We start from the raw sequence: 12876 nt of genomic DNA on the forward strand, positions 1-12876 counted from the left end.
ACCCCTTCCTGGACTGCGATGTCCCGGGGGAGTTCGTCTGACCAGCATTGTACGGTCATCAGGTGCCTTATATCATCTCGTCGATCAACGTGAACGGCGTCCGTGCGGCGACCGGCAAGACGGGCAGGGGGATGCTCGAGTGGCTGGCGGTCACCGAAGCCGACATCATCTGCCTGCAGGAGACTCGGGCAACCGATGAGCAGACCCGTGCCGCGCTCGCGCCCGCACTGGACGCGGGCTGGTATCTGACGCATGCGGAGCCGGGCGCGAAGGGGCGGGCCGGGGTCGGCATTCTGTCCCGTCGCGAACCCCGGGCCGTGCGTATCGGGCTAGGGCGCTGGCAGGACGGAACTTGGCATTCCAGCGCCGAATTCGCCGGTACCGGACGCTATGTCGAGGCCGAATTCGATGAATTGACCGTGGCCAGCGTGTATGTGCACACCGGTGAGGCGGATACGCCGATGCAGGACGAAAAGTACCGCTTCCTCGATGAGATCGGCGCTCATATGCGGGCACAGACCAGCGATTTCGTGATCTGCGGCGACTGGAATGTCGCGCATACCGAACTCGATATCAAGAACTGGAAGGGCAACCTGAAGAACTCCGGGTTCCTGCCGCAGGAGCGGGCCTGGATCGATGGCATGCTCGCCGCCGGATACGTGGACGTGGTGCGCAACCTGCATCCCGGTGTCGCGGGCCCATACAGTTGGTGGTCCTACCGCGGCCGCGCCTACGACAATGACGCGGGCTGGCGCATCGACTATCACCTGGCCCGCGGCGAGGTGGCCGGCCGGGCGAAGCAGGCCGTGGTCGAACGCGCCGCCACCTACGCCGAGCGCTGGTCCGACCACGCGCCGGTCACGGTGCAATACCGATAAAGTTCGCGACGAAGATGATTCGCGACATGGCAGCGCTGGAGATCGGGATCGCATGAATATTTCCTCGAAGCGGGTTCGCGCCTTCGCCGCGCTCGGTGTTGCCCTACTGGCCTTGGTGATCGCACTGCTCGCCTCGCGCGGTGGGGACAGCAAGCCGACCGCGGCCTCTGTCACCTCCACAACTCGCAGCGCGAGCGTGGCGGTTCCGGCGCGCGGTCCGGATGTGACCACCACATCCACCGTTCGAGCCCCCGGTGTACCGGACCGCGCCTACGCGACTCTTGTCGAAATCGACGCGGGCCGTTGGCCGGATTCGGCGAACGCGCCCGGCACCAAGGGCGGTGAGCGCTGGATGAACCGCGCGGGCACCCTGCCCGCCAAGGATTCGGCGGGCAAAGCCATCACCTACCAGGAATGGGATGTGAACCCGAAGGAGCGCAACCGTTCCCGCGACGCCGAACGCATCGTCACCGGCAGCGACGGTTCCGCCTGGTACACCAGTGACCACTACGAAACCTTTACGAGGATGCGCTGATGACAGTTCCGTTATCGCAGTTCCTTGCCCGCCCCGAGGCCCGGCGGTCCACCGACGCGCCCGCTTCGCCGCCGACCGCCGTAGTGGGTGCCCTCCCCGTCGACGCCCCGACACTCAGCGGTGTGCGCTACGACGCACCCGTCGACTACGCGGTGCGCGAACTACGCGGGCCCAAAATGCGCACCACCGCAGGCGTTTTCGACGAATTCGCGGCCGCGTTCCAATTCCCGTACTACTTCGGCGGAAACAAGGACGCTTTCGACGAATGTCTGCGCGATCTCGATGATTTCGTCGGCCTCGCCGCTGGATACGTTGCCGTGATCCGCGATTCGGTCGATCTGCTGATCGACGAACTGGAAGAACGCACGTGGTTCATCGAAGCCATGCGCGAGGCCGCCGACTACTGGTCCACAAAGGGCCTGGCGTTCCGGGTCGTGCTCCAAGGTGAACCACCCGACCCGGAGATCGTGCGCCTGAGTCCGTAGTCGCTCAGGTGAGGCGGCGGGCGAGGTCCTCGCCGAGGAGTACGAAGACGTCGGTGGTGTGGTCGATCAGTTCGTCGCGGGTGAGCGGGAGGTCGTCCTGTAGCCAGGCGGTGAGGGTTTGGACCAGGCCGCCGACCAGGTAGGTGGCGCGAAAGTCGATGGTGGGATCCGGATTCGGGTCGGTGATGCCGTAGAAGTCGATGCCCTCGGCGGCCACGATGCGGGCGAAAACCCGCACCGTCTGATTCGTGCGGGCACGCAGCTCCGGCGTCGCCATGCCCGCGACCAGCGCGACGTGTGCCTTGCGTGGATCGTCGGTGAGCAGATGCAGGCCCGCGGAGATCGCGGCATGCGCTTTGGCCCGGGTGTCGGCCGGTGCGGTCTGCAGCGCACCGATGATCGCCCCGGCCAGTTCCTCCGCGATCCGATCGATGAGCGCGGCCAGCACCGCGTCGCGGCTGTCGAAGCTTTCGTAGTAGTAGCGCTCGTTCAGTCCGGCCTGCGCGCATAACCCGGAGACGGTGAGCTTGGTGATGCCCTGGGTGCCGATGATCTCCAGTGCGGCATCGAGCAGCGCCGCGCGTCGCTGGGCGCGGCGCTCGTCGGCGGAGACGCCGCCGTAGGTCCGTTTTGCGGGCCCACCGCTCCCCGCGGACTTGCTCCGCACTGATCCACCGGCCGCTCGACCACCACCTCGCGCGGACTCGTTACCGGATGCTCGCCCGCCCGTCGCCCGGCCATCACTCCTCGCGGACTCGTTACGGGACGCTCGCCCGCCCGTCGCTCGCCCACCGCCCCTCGCCGACTCGCTACGCGATGCTGGCCCGTCCGTCGCCCGACCACCACCCCCCACGGAATCGCTTCGCGATGCTGTCATATGGCGATTCTGGCACGGGTGCGGCTGGGGCCGACCGGATCGCGGTCCGATGTGGTCGGTGGTCGCGGCCCGGATCCGGTCCGGACGCAATCTGGTGGTGGCTATTGCCAGATCTAGAGTTCTGGGGGATTCTGTTGCCAGATGCTGTGGATTCGTGGCCCGCCGAGATGGCGGGTCACCGACTCACCACGGCACGCGCTCAACGAGGAGGCAGCGATGTCCCAGCCCGGCTACTTCGCCGATAATTCGATGGCCCGACGGGTCATGAGCAAGCGCGCGGTGGGTCTCACCTATGGCCAGCGCGCCCTGGTGATCGGCGCGGTCAATCCGCTGCTGTATGTCGGAACCGCCGAGCACACCGAGCATCGGATGACTCCGTACACACGACTCGCATTGACCGGCAAGCTCTTCGAGGCCGTCTTCCTCGGCAGTAAGGACGAGGCGGATCGCGCGCTTGCCTTCACCACAAAGAAGCACGCGAAGGTTGTCGGCGAACTGCCCGAGGACGCGGGCCTGCGCCATCCGGCGGGCACCGGCTACTCCGCACTCGACCCGCACCTGATGTACATGACCATGGCCTTCGCCTTCGACTCGGCCGAGGTGATGCACGATCTGCTGATCCGCCCGCTGACCGGCGGCGAACGCGAGGGCCTGTACCAGGACTACGTCCGCTGGGGTGAACTGTTCGGCATGCCGCGCGAGGCCGCGCCCGGCAGCTACCCGCTGTTCCGCAAATCCTTCGACGACTACCTCGCCTCGGACGCGCTGTTCCTCACCGATGAGGCCAGGCTGGTCGGTTCGTATCTGGCCGGTCAGCGCGTGCCCTATCCGCAGCGCGGGCCGATGCGCCAGGTCGTCGACGCGTTCTACCTGCTGGTGCAGGGCAGTCTGCCGCCGCGCATCCGCGATATGTACGGGATGCGCTGGGGGCTGCCCGAGCAAATCGCGTTCCGCGCACTCGCCCAGGGCGTGCGGACCGCGCATATCGCCCCACCGTTGGTTCCGCCGGTGCTGCGCGGGACGCTGGCCGGTCCGAGCGCGCCGGTCTACAAGCTGTTGTCCAAGCGGGAACGCGAACTGCACAGCACCGGGCGCCCGAGCATGCCCGGTGTCGACCCACGCAACTGGGCGGCGCGAAATTCCGCGTGACCGCGGCGTGAGCGACGGGCCCGGAGGCGGTAGCGCAGCGTAACCACGGAGGGACCCGCGAACACCGCCGATCGAACACCGCATGGGAAGATCGGGATATGTCCAGTCCTGCTCAGACGAACCCGGCCGCTGAACGCAAACAGCGGGTGCTGTCCGGGATCCAGCCCACCAGCGCGTCCTTCCATCTCGGCAACTACCTTGGCGCGCTGCAGTACTGGGTGACCATGCAGGACGACTACGACGCGCTCTACTTCATCCCGGATATGCACGCGATCACCGTGTCGCAGGATCCGAAGGAACTGCGCAGGCGCACCAAGGCGGCGGCCGCGCAGTTGCTCGCGCTCGGCATCGACCCCAAGCGCTCCACGCTCTTTGTGCAGAGCCAGGTACCGGAGCATGCCGAGCTGACCTGGGTGCTCAGCTGCATCACCGGATTCGGTGAGGCCAGCCGGATGACCCAGTTCAAGGACAAGTCGGTCAAACAGGGTGCGGAGAACGCCAGCGTCGGACTGTTCACCTATCCGGTGCTGATGGCCGCGGACATCCTGCTCTACCGTGCGCATCAGGTGCCGGTCGGCGAGGATCAGCGCCAGCATCTCGAGCTGACCCGAAATCTGGCCCAGCGCTTCAATACTCGGTTCAAGAAGACGTTCGTGGTGCCGGAGGCGCATATCGTCAAGGGCACCGCGAAGATCTACGACCTGCAGGATCCGACGTCGAAGATGAGCAAGTCGGCCTCCACCGACGCCGGTCTGATCAACCTGCTCGACGATCCGAAGATCACCGCCAAGAAGATTCGCTCCGCGGTCACCGATACCGAGCGCGAAATCCGCTACGACCCGGAGCGCAAGGCGGGTGTCAGCAATCTGCTGGTGATCCTGAGTTCGCTGAGCGGCACCCCGATCGTCACGCTGGAACGCGACTATGCCGGTAAGGGTTACGGCGATCTGAAGTCCGACGTCGCCGACGCGCTGGTCGAATTTGTCACCCCGCTGCGGGCGAAGGTGGAAGAGTATTTGTCGGATCAGGGTGAACTCGACCGCATCCTCGACTCAGGTGCCGAGCGGGCGCGCGAGATTGCCGGCAACACTCTGGCGCAGGTTTACGACCGGGTTGGGTTTTTGGCTCGCTAGCCGGGGAATACCGCTATCGACCGCCTGTCGACATCACCGCGGTCTCTGTTGAAGGGGCGTGACAGATGCAGGTGATCGACAACATCAAGGCGGCGTTCGAACGGCGGATCCAGTCGCGGCCGTGGCTGGATCACCTGATCCGCGCAGGCGGAAATTATCAGCGGCAACGTGGTGATTACTACGCGGCCGGGATCACGTATTTCACGGTGCTGTCGCTGTTTCCGCTGTTGATGGTCGTCTTCTCGATCGCGGGCTCCGTGCTGTCGGGCGATCCGGAAATGTTCACCGAACTGCGGAACAAGATCATCGAGAACATTCCGGGATCACTCGGCGGCCAGCTCAATGATCTGATCGATCAGGCGGTCCGATCGCGCGGCACGGTCGGCACGCTCGGTTTGCTCGTCGGTGTCTACACCGGACTCGGCTGGATGGCGAATCTGCGGGCAGCACTGACCGAACAGTGGGAACAGAAGACCCCGGAAGGCAATTGGTTCCTCAGCAAGCTTTCCGACCTCGGTGCATTGATCGGGCTCGGCTTGGCCTTCGTGGTCTCGATCGGTCTGTCCACCCTGGCGTCGAGTACCCTCGGCGCGCGGCTGCTGATCACTTTCCGCCTGTCGGAGTTGCCCGGTGCGCGGCTGATCCTGGTGCTCATTTCGATACTGCTCGGCTTCCTCGCCTCATGGGCAGTGTTCGTCTGGATGATCGCGCGCCTGCCCCGCGAGCCGGTCACCTTGCGAAGTGCCGCACGAGCGGCGGCGCTGGCCGCGGTGGTCTTCGAAATCTTCAAATACGTCGCGTCGTTCTACCTGCAGATGGTGCTGCACAGCCCCGCGGGCGCGGTATTCGGATCGATCATCGGCCTGATGGTGTTCAGCTACATCACCTATCGCATCCTCTTGTTCGCAACCGCTTGGGCCGCAACGGCATCGGAGAACGAGATCGAAGCCGAAATCCCCCCACCCGCCCCCGCCGTGATCAAGCCCCGCATGAGTGCGTCCGGGCTCTCGATGGGCACGGGAGCTGCTTATTTCGGTGTGGGCGCCCTTGCGGCGTTTGTGCTTTCAGGGTTGCGTCGACGCTGACATGAAGTGGTGTGAGTGGCTGACCCCTCGCTCAACTCAGGATGTGCTGAGCCGCAGCACATCTCAGCGAAGTCATGCCGCGTTGGGGAAGATGGACATTACCGCAGCAGTGACCTTCTCCAGTGTCGCCTGGTTGTGGCCGCTGACCGCGTTGATGGTCACGGCTGGCACATTCGCGAAGTCGAATTCGTCGGCAGCTGGGTCGAACGTCGGGCCGACTCGGAGCATGTAGCTGGCGTTGTCGTCTTTGGATGTCCGATACGCTTGCCGCCCACCGACTTTCACGGGCAGGTAGTTCTCGAACTCGCGGTCCGTGGCGTGTTTGTACTCGAGATAAATCGAGTGTCCGTCGAGCTCGAACCAGCAGCGGTCGACCCATTGGGTATCGCCCCGCACCGCGTTCGGCAGCTTCGTCAAGACCGCGCACGGGTCCGCGCCAGTCACTGGCGTTTGTACCGTGTCCGGCGAATCGCCCAGTCGCGGAGTGCGTTTCCACTCGGCCAGCGCCACTGTGACCAGGGATTGCGCGCCCGCGCACGGCTCGGCTCCGGGCGGAATCGTGAGCATCAGCAACATCGAGCCTCCGGCGGGCAGCTGCGCGAACGCGCTGCAGGTACGGAACCGCGCACTGGCGATCTCCGCCGGCGGTCTAGTGTCCTTGTCGCTGATCATGCTCACGGTCAAACCCTCGATCGTGACGGTGGCACCGACGTCCGGCGCAACGTCGTCGAGAGCCCGGACAGACCAGTTCACGCGCGTGCTGGTCTTCTGATCCTCGCCGAGTTTCGCCTCGCACTCGTATAGCTCATTGGTGCCTACCGCGGTGACCGGACCGAGCTTCGCCAGTTCAGCACGCGGTAACAGCGCGCACACGTCGGTGTTGCGTAACCGCGCCAACTTCTCGTCCTGCGGCCCGGTCACTCCCGCCGCCACCGACTGGTTCGGCTCACCATCCTGACAGGCCGCCACGACTACCATGAGCGCCGCGATCAGCGCCAGCCGCCGAAACATCGAAACCTCCCCACCTTCGCTGCCGATCCCCAGGCCCTGGTATCTGGCACCGATTGGTCCCACCGTAGTTGCCGGGAGATATGGGCGCAGTGGGAGGCCACAAGTCTCGAACAGCGCAGTGCATCCGATCCGGAGATCGCCTGGAACGGCACCGGTCCGCAGATGCCGGACACCGAGGGCAACTTATGGCAGATCCAGGCTGGAGATACCGGACGCGTTGCCGTTGTCGGTGCTGTTGTAGTTGGCGGCGGTGACGCCCAGCTTTTCAGCAAGTGAAGTCAACGCTTGCATGAGTTGTGTTCCACCGTTACGGGTTTCGGTCCACCCGTTGGAAAACTCGTTGGCCGCGTCGCCGGTCCAGTTGGATGTGAGTAGGGTCTCGACCTCGCGGGCAGCGGAATCGAGGGCCTGTTTCATGGTGTCAGCGATGTTGTAGACGTATTGGCCGATCGCCTGCACATCATCAGGCACAACTGACAGATTCTGGCCGGATCCGGATGGCCCCCCGCTATCCCTCATGACCCAACCATAATGGCACTCTGCCGCAGGCGTCCACACTGCTGTGGCCTAGTCGATTTTTCAGCAGCGATCTTCGCCTCGGGCTCTCGGCAGCCTGTGTTCCTCCGGTGCTTACCGGCTGGGGAGGGTAGTGAGGGGTGGGGTTTCGATGGAGCGCACCTGCTGGATGTTCAAACGTGAAGCGATAGCGAGGATTTGGATGGTTGATGCGCCGCCACCACTGCTGTCGGCGAATTCGAACTGGATCGCGTCGGGGTAGCCCTGCTGGTTCTCGAGGGACCATACCCATCGGACGGTACGGCCGATAGCATCGCGCCAGGGTGCCAGCGCCGCCGCGTCCACGGCGCGAAGGCCACTGTCGCCGATGGCCGCAGTTTCGACCAGTCGCACGGTGTCATCGTCTTCGTGGACGAGCACGGACCATCGGCCGTGCTCGAATTCGAGGTCGATGCGCAGGATGTCGCGGGGCAGATCCGCGTCGAAATGGTAAGTGGCATCGCGAAGTCGGCCACCCTGCTCAGCGATCGCGGATCCTACTTCCGACATGGAACCGACTTTCCTCTACTTGTTGCCGTACTTTTGCGCTTTGGCATTTGCCTGCTTGATGATCTTAATCGCGGTCTCCGCCTCCGCGTCGCCCGCCGCCGCTCGGTTGGCTAATTCGCCGACAGTCAGATTCTCGTACCCGTTTTCGAGCTGTCTGACCTGTCCGGCACCGCCACCGCGGGCGCGGATGGCGTCCGCAGCGGTCATGTCCTTCATATCGGTTAGGTTTCCGATCTTTCGCTTGCCGCCCTTGGTCAGCTTGACACCCTGGTCATTGGCAGTCGAATCGTCCGGGGCACTGTCGTCGGAGTCGCCTGCGGTGGCCATTGCCAGGGTCAAGGCGCCGATGGCCACGAGTGCTTTTACATTCTGCACACTGCGCAGCGCCTCGATTGTCGCGGCGGCGGCTTGCAGCAACTTGATCAGGTCACTGATGGCGATCGCGTCACGGATGGCCACGGCGGCGCGGTCGCACGCACTAACCAGGGCCGCGCCGGTGAGGGCGGTGCCCGCGGCGGTGGCGGCGCCAAAAGTGAAGAATCCGGCCGCGATGGAAATCATCTCCATACCGACCGCCAGCCCGATCCCGATTTCGAGATCGGTGACCGCTCTATTGATCCCGTTGCGCAGCGTGGACAAGTTGCCCTTGTGGGTGGACACGGTGGAACCCAGCGAGCCAGCCGTATCGGCGATCGCGCTCGCCCCGTCCTTCAGATCGGTGAAGTAGTCACCGACCAGGGATAGTTCGGGAGCTTGGAGCTGATCGAACTGAGCACCGATGGTGCTCATGGTCGTGACCGCGTTGGCTACGGCGTCGTTCTTCGCGAAGGCGTTCAGCGCGTCGGCGACCTTGCCCAGCTCGTTGATATCGCCGTTCGGCACCTGAACATTCAGTTTGCGGATCGCGGAAAGTAGCCCATCGATATCGGTGCCGAGCCCGTTGCCGTTGCTTCCGAATGCGGTAGGAATCGGAATGTTCGAATCGAACATATCGCTGTCGTTCGACAGCTTCGGCGTGTCGGGCGGCGATCCTTGTTTTCCTCGGTTGACCCACTCGGCCAGCGCGTGGTTGTATCCGGCGACCCGCAGCGCATCGCTGAACTTGAGTACCGCGTTGACATAAGCGCCCACAGCATTGACGAATTCGCCGACTGCCTTGTCGTACGAGTTACACCAGGTCTTGACCGAGTCGTAGTCACCGGCCATGCCCTTGCCCGACTGGTTCAATGCCCACAGTAGGGTGTTGAAGGCTGTGGTCACCGCTATGCCGTGTTCATGACATTTGGTGGCTGCTGTTGCATACACCGACGGGTCGACGTCGAGCACCGTCGCCATGTCAGGCCCTTCCGCTACGCATCATCTGGACGTTCAGCGTGACCGAATTCTGGTAGTTGGCACGCGCTTCGACCGCAGCTGCCTGCATTTCCTGGACGCCTGCGTTGAACTCCGCGGCGGCGGCTACCCACTGTTGGTGAGCATCGGCGTATGCGGCTGCCGCCGCGCCGGTCCAGAGATTCTCGACCTGCAACCTCGCGACGGTGTTGTTCAGCTCCTCGAGCTTGTCCTCGATAAAGCCCGCGAGTCCGTTTAGCCGTGCCGCGATCTGGTCCAAATGGTCCAGATCCACCTTGAATGGCTGATCCACCATCCGGCCTGCCTTCCCCCGTCGCTGTGCCAGTAGAAACATGTTCGGGCACAACTGACATCGACCAGCTCGAAAAGTTCCCTCCCCGAGCGCACGACCACAGACACTACTGACGGCGGCTGGGCGTGTCCATGTGAGCTTGTCCTGCGATCCGCAGACGGGACTTTCGTACGAGGTCGTGGCCGGATTCGGGGGCGATCTAGGTGTGTTGGCTAATTGGGGGCCGGGGTACCTGCTGGTCTGCCCAGCTTTCCACCTTCGTTGTTCGGTCGGGTCGGCTCGGCCGATTTGGGTCAGGCGGCGGTGGGGTTCGGTGGTGTATTGCCGATTGTGTTGCACCACAGGGCGGTCCATGCGTTACTCCGGGCCTGTTGCTGTCTATGTGCCGGATCGGTCGGCATTGTGGGCGACGGCCGCGCAGGCCAGAGGGGTTCTTCGAATCGCGAACGTCGACAAGGGTGTTCGGGAGGAAGGTGACTTCGGCGCCGTTCGAGTGGGCACCGCTATGGCCGCTCTTGAACCACTTCGTGTTCGAGTGGTTCGCTATGAGGTGCCCCTCTGAGATCAGCGGTCGAAGTCGCCTCGGGTTGTCGCGGCGGTGAAGGCTGACCATTCGGCTGGGGTGAACATCAGTGCAGGGCCGGATGGGTTCTTCGAATCGCGAACGCCGACAAGGGTGTTCGGGAGGAAGGCGACTTCGACGCAGTTCGAGCTGCCACCGCTCCGGCTGCTCTTGAACCAGTCGGCACCGGCTAGATCGATGTTCACGCGTACTCCTTCGCCACCCGTCTGAGCAGAGCACGGCTGGCGTCGGCGTCCATCGCACTGCGCCGCAGGCTCTCGTACGCCTCATGGTACCGCCGGACGGTGGCCGGTTTTGCAAGATACAAATCCCCCGCGAAATTCTCGGTGAAGACCACCGGCGGCTCGAGCAATTGGCCGTGTCTGTCCGTGCCGAACTCCAGGATGACGAACGGGCCGACAGCGTCCCCGAGCGGAAATCCAGCGCTGAACGGGAGAATCCGAAGGCTGATGTTGGGACGAGTGCCTACATCGCAAAGGTACTTCAGTTGGGTCGCCATGACCTTCGGCCCGCCGACCATCCCACGCAGGACCGACTCCCGCAGGACCACTTCGAGCGTCGCAGGTTGATGCTTGCGGGTGATTCTCAGCTGCCGCCGCATCCGCAACTGCACCCGACGCACGTGCTCCTCGGCGCTGTCGTCCGGATAGACGGATCGGATGAGAACACTGGCGTACGCCGGTGTCTGCAACAATCCCGGCACCAGTTCGGATTCATAAGTGGTCAACCGCTGCGCCGATGCCTCCAACCCCACGAAGAAGTCGAAGTTCCCCGGCATCAGGTCACCGTACTCACGCCACCAACTCTCCTCACTACCTTGTGCCGCAAGCACTTTCATCGCCGCAGTGTGGTCGGGGTCGAAGCCATAGATCGTGCACAACGCCGCCAGGTCCACCTCGCGCAGCTGCGCCACGGTGCCCTTCTCGATGCGCTGCAGCGTGCTACCACTGCGCTCGATCAACGCCGCCGCCTGCGCCAGCGTGAATCCGCACCCCTCCCTGCCGTCCCGCAGGTACTTCCCCAGCTGCCGCCGTGCCAGCGTCGATCCGTCGTCCGACATGCCCCGCCTCCCATCAGGTTTCAACGTTCGCAACAGCAGAGCACACCGCCATCCCATGTGGAGGCCACATCGCGAATGATCATGCGATCGGGACATAACCCCAGGAAGAATTGCATCCGGCGGCGCTTTCGCGAATCAGATCGGTGGCGGCGTATTCCTGTTCGGCGGGTCCACGCGACCCGGCACGAGCCCGGAACCCCACGCTGCTCGGTATGAGTGTCCGCGCCGGGTGCGGCAGGAGTGGTCTGAACCCGCAGGATCGAAACCAATCGAGAACGTTTTGCGTCCCAACGGAACCGATTGACCGTTCCACGCGTCCAGTACAGTAAGCGGACGAACAGCGAGGGAGGGCTAGCCGATGGAAGTGGGGCAATCGGCCGCAAATGCGCTGTATCAACAGGCCACTGGGGGAACATTTCGGATGGAGGCCGACGCCGCACGTCGGTGCGCCGAGGTCTACACCAGGTTCGTTGAGAAGACGCTCGATCCAGAGATAAATCGATCGATTCGTTTGCAGCGGCTCGAAGGCTTCGGTGGGTTCGAGTCGGCCAAGCAGCTTCAAGACGGTTTTTCGCGCAAGGCTGTGCAGATGACGGATGCTCTCAACGGGATGAAAGAGGCTGCATTGAAGATGGCGGCGGCTTACCTGCGTGCTGGTCAGCTAGTAGAGGAAGCCGACGCCGTGTATGCGCGGTCGGTCAGTACCGCTACCTCGGAGGTGCAGTCTTCATGAGGGGAACCCGCAATACTTGGCTGGCACTATTTGCGATAACGATCGCACCAGTCGCGGTGAGCTGTTCCTCCGGCAGCGACGCCACACAGCACCCGGCCGATTCAGGTCAAACCACGTCGACCACCGCGACACAATCAGCGCGGCCGACATTGACCAACCCAAAGCTTCAACCGCCGTCGCAGGATAACCAGTACACCGCCAGCACGGGACGCCCCAAGGTCGTCTTCGATCCGTGTACATGGATCAGCGATGACACAGCTCGACGAGCTGGATTCGATCCCGCATCCCGGGCACGTGGCGACGATCTCGTGGCCGAGTACAGCTTCCTCACCTGCGACTTTCGCTCAACTTTGCGAAACCTGCAATTGAACTCAGGAAACGCGACTTGGGCGGAAGACGTCGCGAAGGTCGGCACATACAGCGAGCCGATCACTGTGAACGGACGCCAAGCCCTGTTGGTCCATGACCCCGCCACGTCCATGAAGCGGAGTTGCCAGGTTGATATCCAGACCAAGGCGGGTTTCGTGCAGATAGCAGTCGATCTCACCGACCGCGCCCCCCGAGACCTCAACCCCTGCGACAGCATCACCGACATCGCCTCCACCATCGAACCGGAGATCGGTAAGGACAACTGACG

The 12876-nt window shown here is 63.7% G+C and carries 17 protein-coding genes; 8 read left to right on the forward strand and 9 right to left on the reverse strand.

What is annotated here, in order from left to right:
* The first annotated feature begins 62 nt into the window (after nucleotides 1-62).
* The 3 genes from ON44_RS05855 to ON44_RS05865 are packed head-to-tail and all read left to right on the forward strand — an operon-like array spanning nucleotide 63 to nucleotide 1898.
* The gene (locus ON44_RS05855; protein ID WP_051181609.1) at nucleotides 63-878 is read left to right on the forward strand and encodes an exodeoxyribonuclease III; all 816 of its coding nucleotides are present in this window, start codon (nucleotides 63-65) and stop codon (nucleotides 876-878) included.
* Between the two features lie 52 nt (nucleotides 879-930).
* Nucleotides 931-1413 carry a guanyl-specific ribonuclease gene (locus ON44_RS05860; RefSeq protein WP_085998483.1) on the forward strand — a complete coding sequence of 161 codons (483 nt, stop codon included), beginning with the start codon at nucleotides 931-933 and terminating at the stop codon, nucleotides 1411-1413.
* Nucleotides 1413-1898 (forward strand): barstar family protein, encoded by a 486-nt coding sequence (locus tag ON44_RS05865; RefSeq protein ID WP_040686785.1) that lies wholly within the window; start codon nucleotides 1413-1415, stop codon nucleotides 1896-1898. The genes ON44_RS05860 and ON44_RS05865 overlap by 1 nt, the downstream gene beginning before the upstream one ends.
* Before the next feature lie 4 nt (nucleotides 1899-1902).
* On the opposite strand, the gene ON44_RS05870 is transcribed toward ON44_RS05865, so the two are convergent.
* Nucleotides 1903-2565 carry a TetR/AcrR family transcriptional regulator gene (locus ON44_RS05870; RefSeq protein WP_040686787.1) on the reverse strand — a complete coding sequence of 221 codons (663 nt, stop codon included), beginning with the start codon at nucleotides 2563-2565 and terminating at the stop codon, nucleotides 1903-1905.
* A gap of 426 nt (nucleotides 2566-2991) precedes the next feature.
* Here ON44_RS05870 and ON44_RS05875 point away from each other — a divergent pair, with 426 nt between their 5' ends.
* From ON44_RS05875 to yhjD, 3 genes are all read left to right on the forward strand, one after another.
* On the forward strand, nucleotides 2992-3924 hold the full coding sequence (locus tag ON44_RS05875) for an oxygenase MpaB family protein (RefSeq protein ID WP_040686790.1): 933 nt from the start codon (nucleotides 2992-2994) through the stop codon (nucleotides 3922-3924).
* Nucleotides 3925-4022: 98 nt separating this feature from the next.
* The gene (trpS, locus tag ON44_RS05880; protein ID WP_040686792.1) at nucleotides 4023-5057 is read left to right on the forward strand and encodes a tryptophan--tRNA ligase; all 1035 of its coding nucleotides are present in this window, start codon (nucleotides 4023-4025) and stop codon (nucleotides 5055-5057) included.
* Nucleotides 5058-5122: 65 nt separating this feature from the next.
* The gene (yhjD, locus tag ON44_RS05885; RefSeq protein ID WP_040686795.1) at nucleotides 5123-6142 is read left to right on the forward strand and encodes an inner membrane protein YhjD; all 1020 of its coding nucleotides are present in this window, start codon (nucleotides 5123-5125) and stop codon (nucleotides 6140-6142) included.
* Nucleotides 6143-6214: 72 nt separating this feature from the next.
* Here the strand turns inward: yhjD and ON44_RS05890 are convergent, their stop codons facing one another.
* The 8 genes from ON44_RS05890 to ON44_RS05920 form a co-directional block, all read right to left on the reverse strand.
* Nucleotides 6215-7153 carry a hypothetical protein gene (locus tag ON44_RS05890; protein ID WP_040686797.1) on the reverse strand — a complete coding sequence of 313 codons (939 nt, stop codon included), beginning with the start codon at nucleotides 7151-7153 and terminating at the stop codon, nucleotides 6215-6217.
* A 183-nt stretch (nucleotides 7154-7336) separates the two neighbouring features.
* A complete protein-coding gene (locus ON44_RS05895; RefSeq protein ID WP_040686798.1) occupies nucleotides 7337-7672 on the reverse strand; it encodes a WXG100 family type VII secretion target in 336 nt (111 codons plus the stop codon).
* Between the two features lie 111 nt (nucleotides 7673-7783).
* Nucleotides 7784-8218 carry a DUF6334 family protein gene (locus tag ON44_RS05900; RefSeq protein ID WP_040686800.1) on the reverse strand — a complete coding sequence of 145 codons (435 nt, stop codon included), beginning with the start codon at nucleotides 8216-8218 and terminating at the stop codon, nucleotides 7784-7786.
* 15 nt (nucleotides 8219-8233) lie between these two features.
* Complete coding sequence (locus tag ON44_RS51885; RefSeq protein WP_218007524.1) at nucleotides 8234-9553, reverse strand: hypothetical protein; 1320 nt, start codon at nucleotides 9551-9553, stop codon at nucleotides 8234-8236.
* Nucleotide 9554: 1 nt separating this feature from the next.
* Nucleotides 9555-9866 (reverse strand): WXG100 family type VII secretion target, encoded by a 312-nt coding sequence (locus ON44_RS49980; protein WP_040686856.1) that lies wholly within the window; start codon nucleotides 9864-9866, stop codon nucleotides 9555-9557.
* 196 nt (nucleotides 9867-10062) lie between these two features.
* Nucleotides 10063-10476: a DUF397 domain-containing protein gene (locus ON44_RS53920; RefSeq protein WP_083897675.1), complete on the reverse strand. Its 414-nt coding sequence runs from the start codon at nucleotides 10474-10476 to the stop codon at nucleotides 10063-10065.
* On the reverse strand, nucleotides 10428-10631 hold the full coding sequence (locus tag ON44_RS05915) for a DUF397 domain-containing protein (protein ID WP_040686801.1): 204 nt from the start codon (nucleotides 10629-10631) through the stop codon (nucleotides 10428-10430). The genes ON44_RS53920 and ON44_RS05915 overlap by 49 nt, the downstream gene beginning before the upstream one ends.
* Nucleotides 10628-11506 carry a helix-turn-helix domain-containing protein gene (locus ON44_RS05920; protein ID WP_040686802.1) on the reverse strand — a complete coding sequence of 293 codons (879 nt, stop codon included), beginning with the start codon at nucleotides 11504-11506 and terminating at the stop codon, nucleotides 10628-10630. Before ON44_RS05920 ends, ON44_RS05915 begins: the two co-directional genes overlap by 4 nt.
* A gap of 358 nt (nucleotides 11507-11864) precedes the next feature.
* Here ON44_RS05920 and ON44_RS05925 point away from each other — a divergent pair, with 358 nt between their 5' ends.
* Both ON44_RS05925 and ON44_RS48020 read left to right on the forward strand, forming a co-directional pair.
* Nucleotides 11865-12239 (forward strand): hypothetical protein, encoded by a 375-nt coding sequence (locus ON44_RS05925; RefSeq protein WP_040686803.1) that lies wholly within the window; start codon nucleotides 11865-11867, stop codon nucleotides 12237-12239.
* Nucleotides 12236-12874: a DUF3558 domain-containing protein gene (locus ON44_RS48020; protein WP_083897676.1), complete on the forward strand. Its 639-nt coding sequence runs from the start codon at nucleotides 12236-12238 to the stop codon at nucleotides 12872-12874. Before ON44_RS05925 ends, ON44_RS48020 begins: the two co-directional genes overlap by 4 nt.
* Nucleotides 12875-12876 lie beyond the last annotated feature (2 nt).

Origin of the sequence: Nocardia vinacea NBRC 16497 (assembly GCF_000308835.1) — a bacterium.
GTDB lineage: Bacteria > Actinomycetota > Actinomycetes > Mycobacteriales > Mycobacteriaceae > Nocardia > Nocardia vinacea.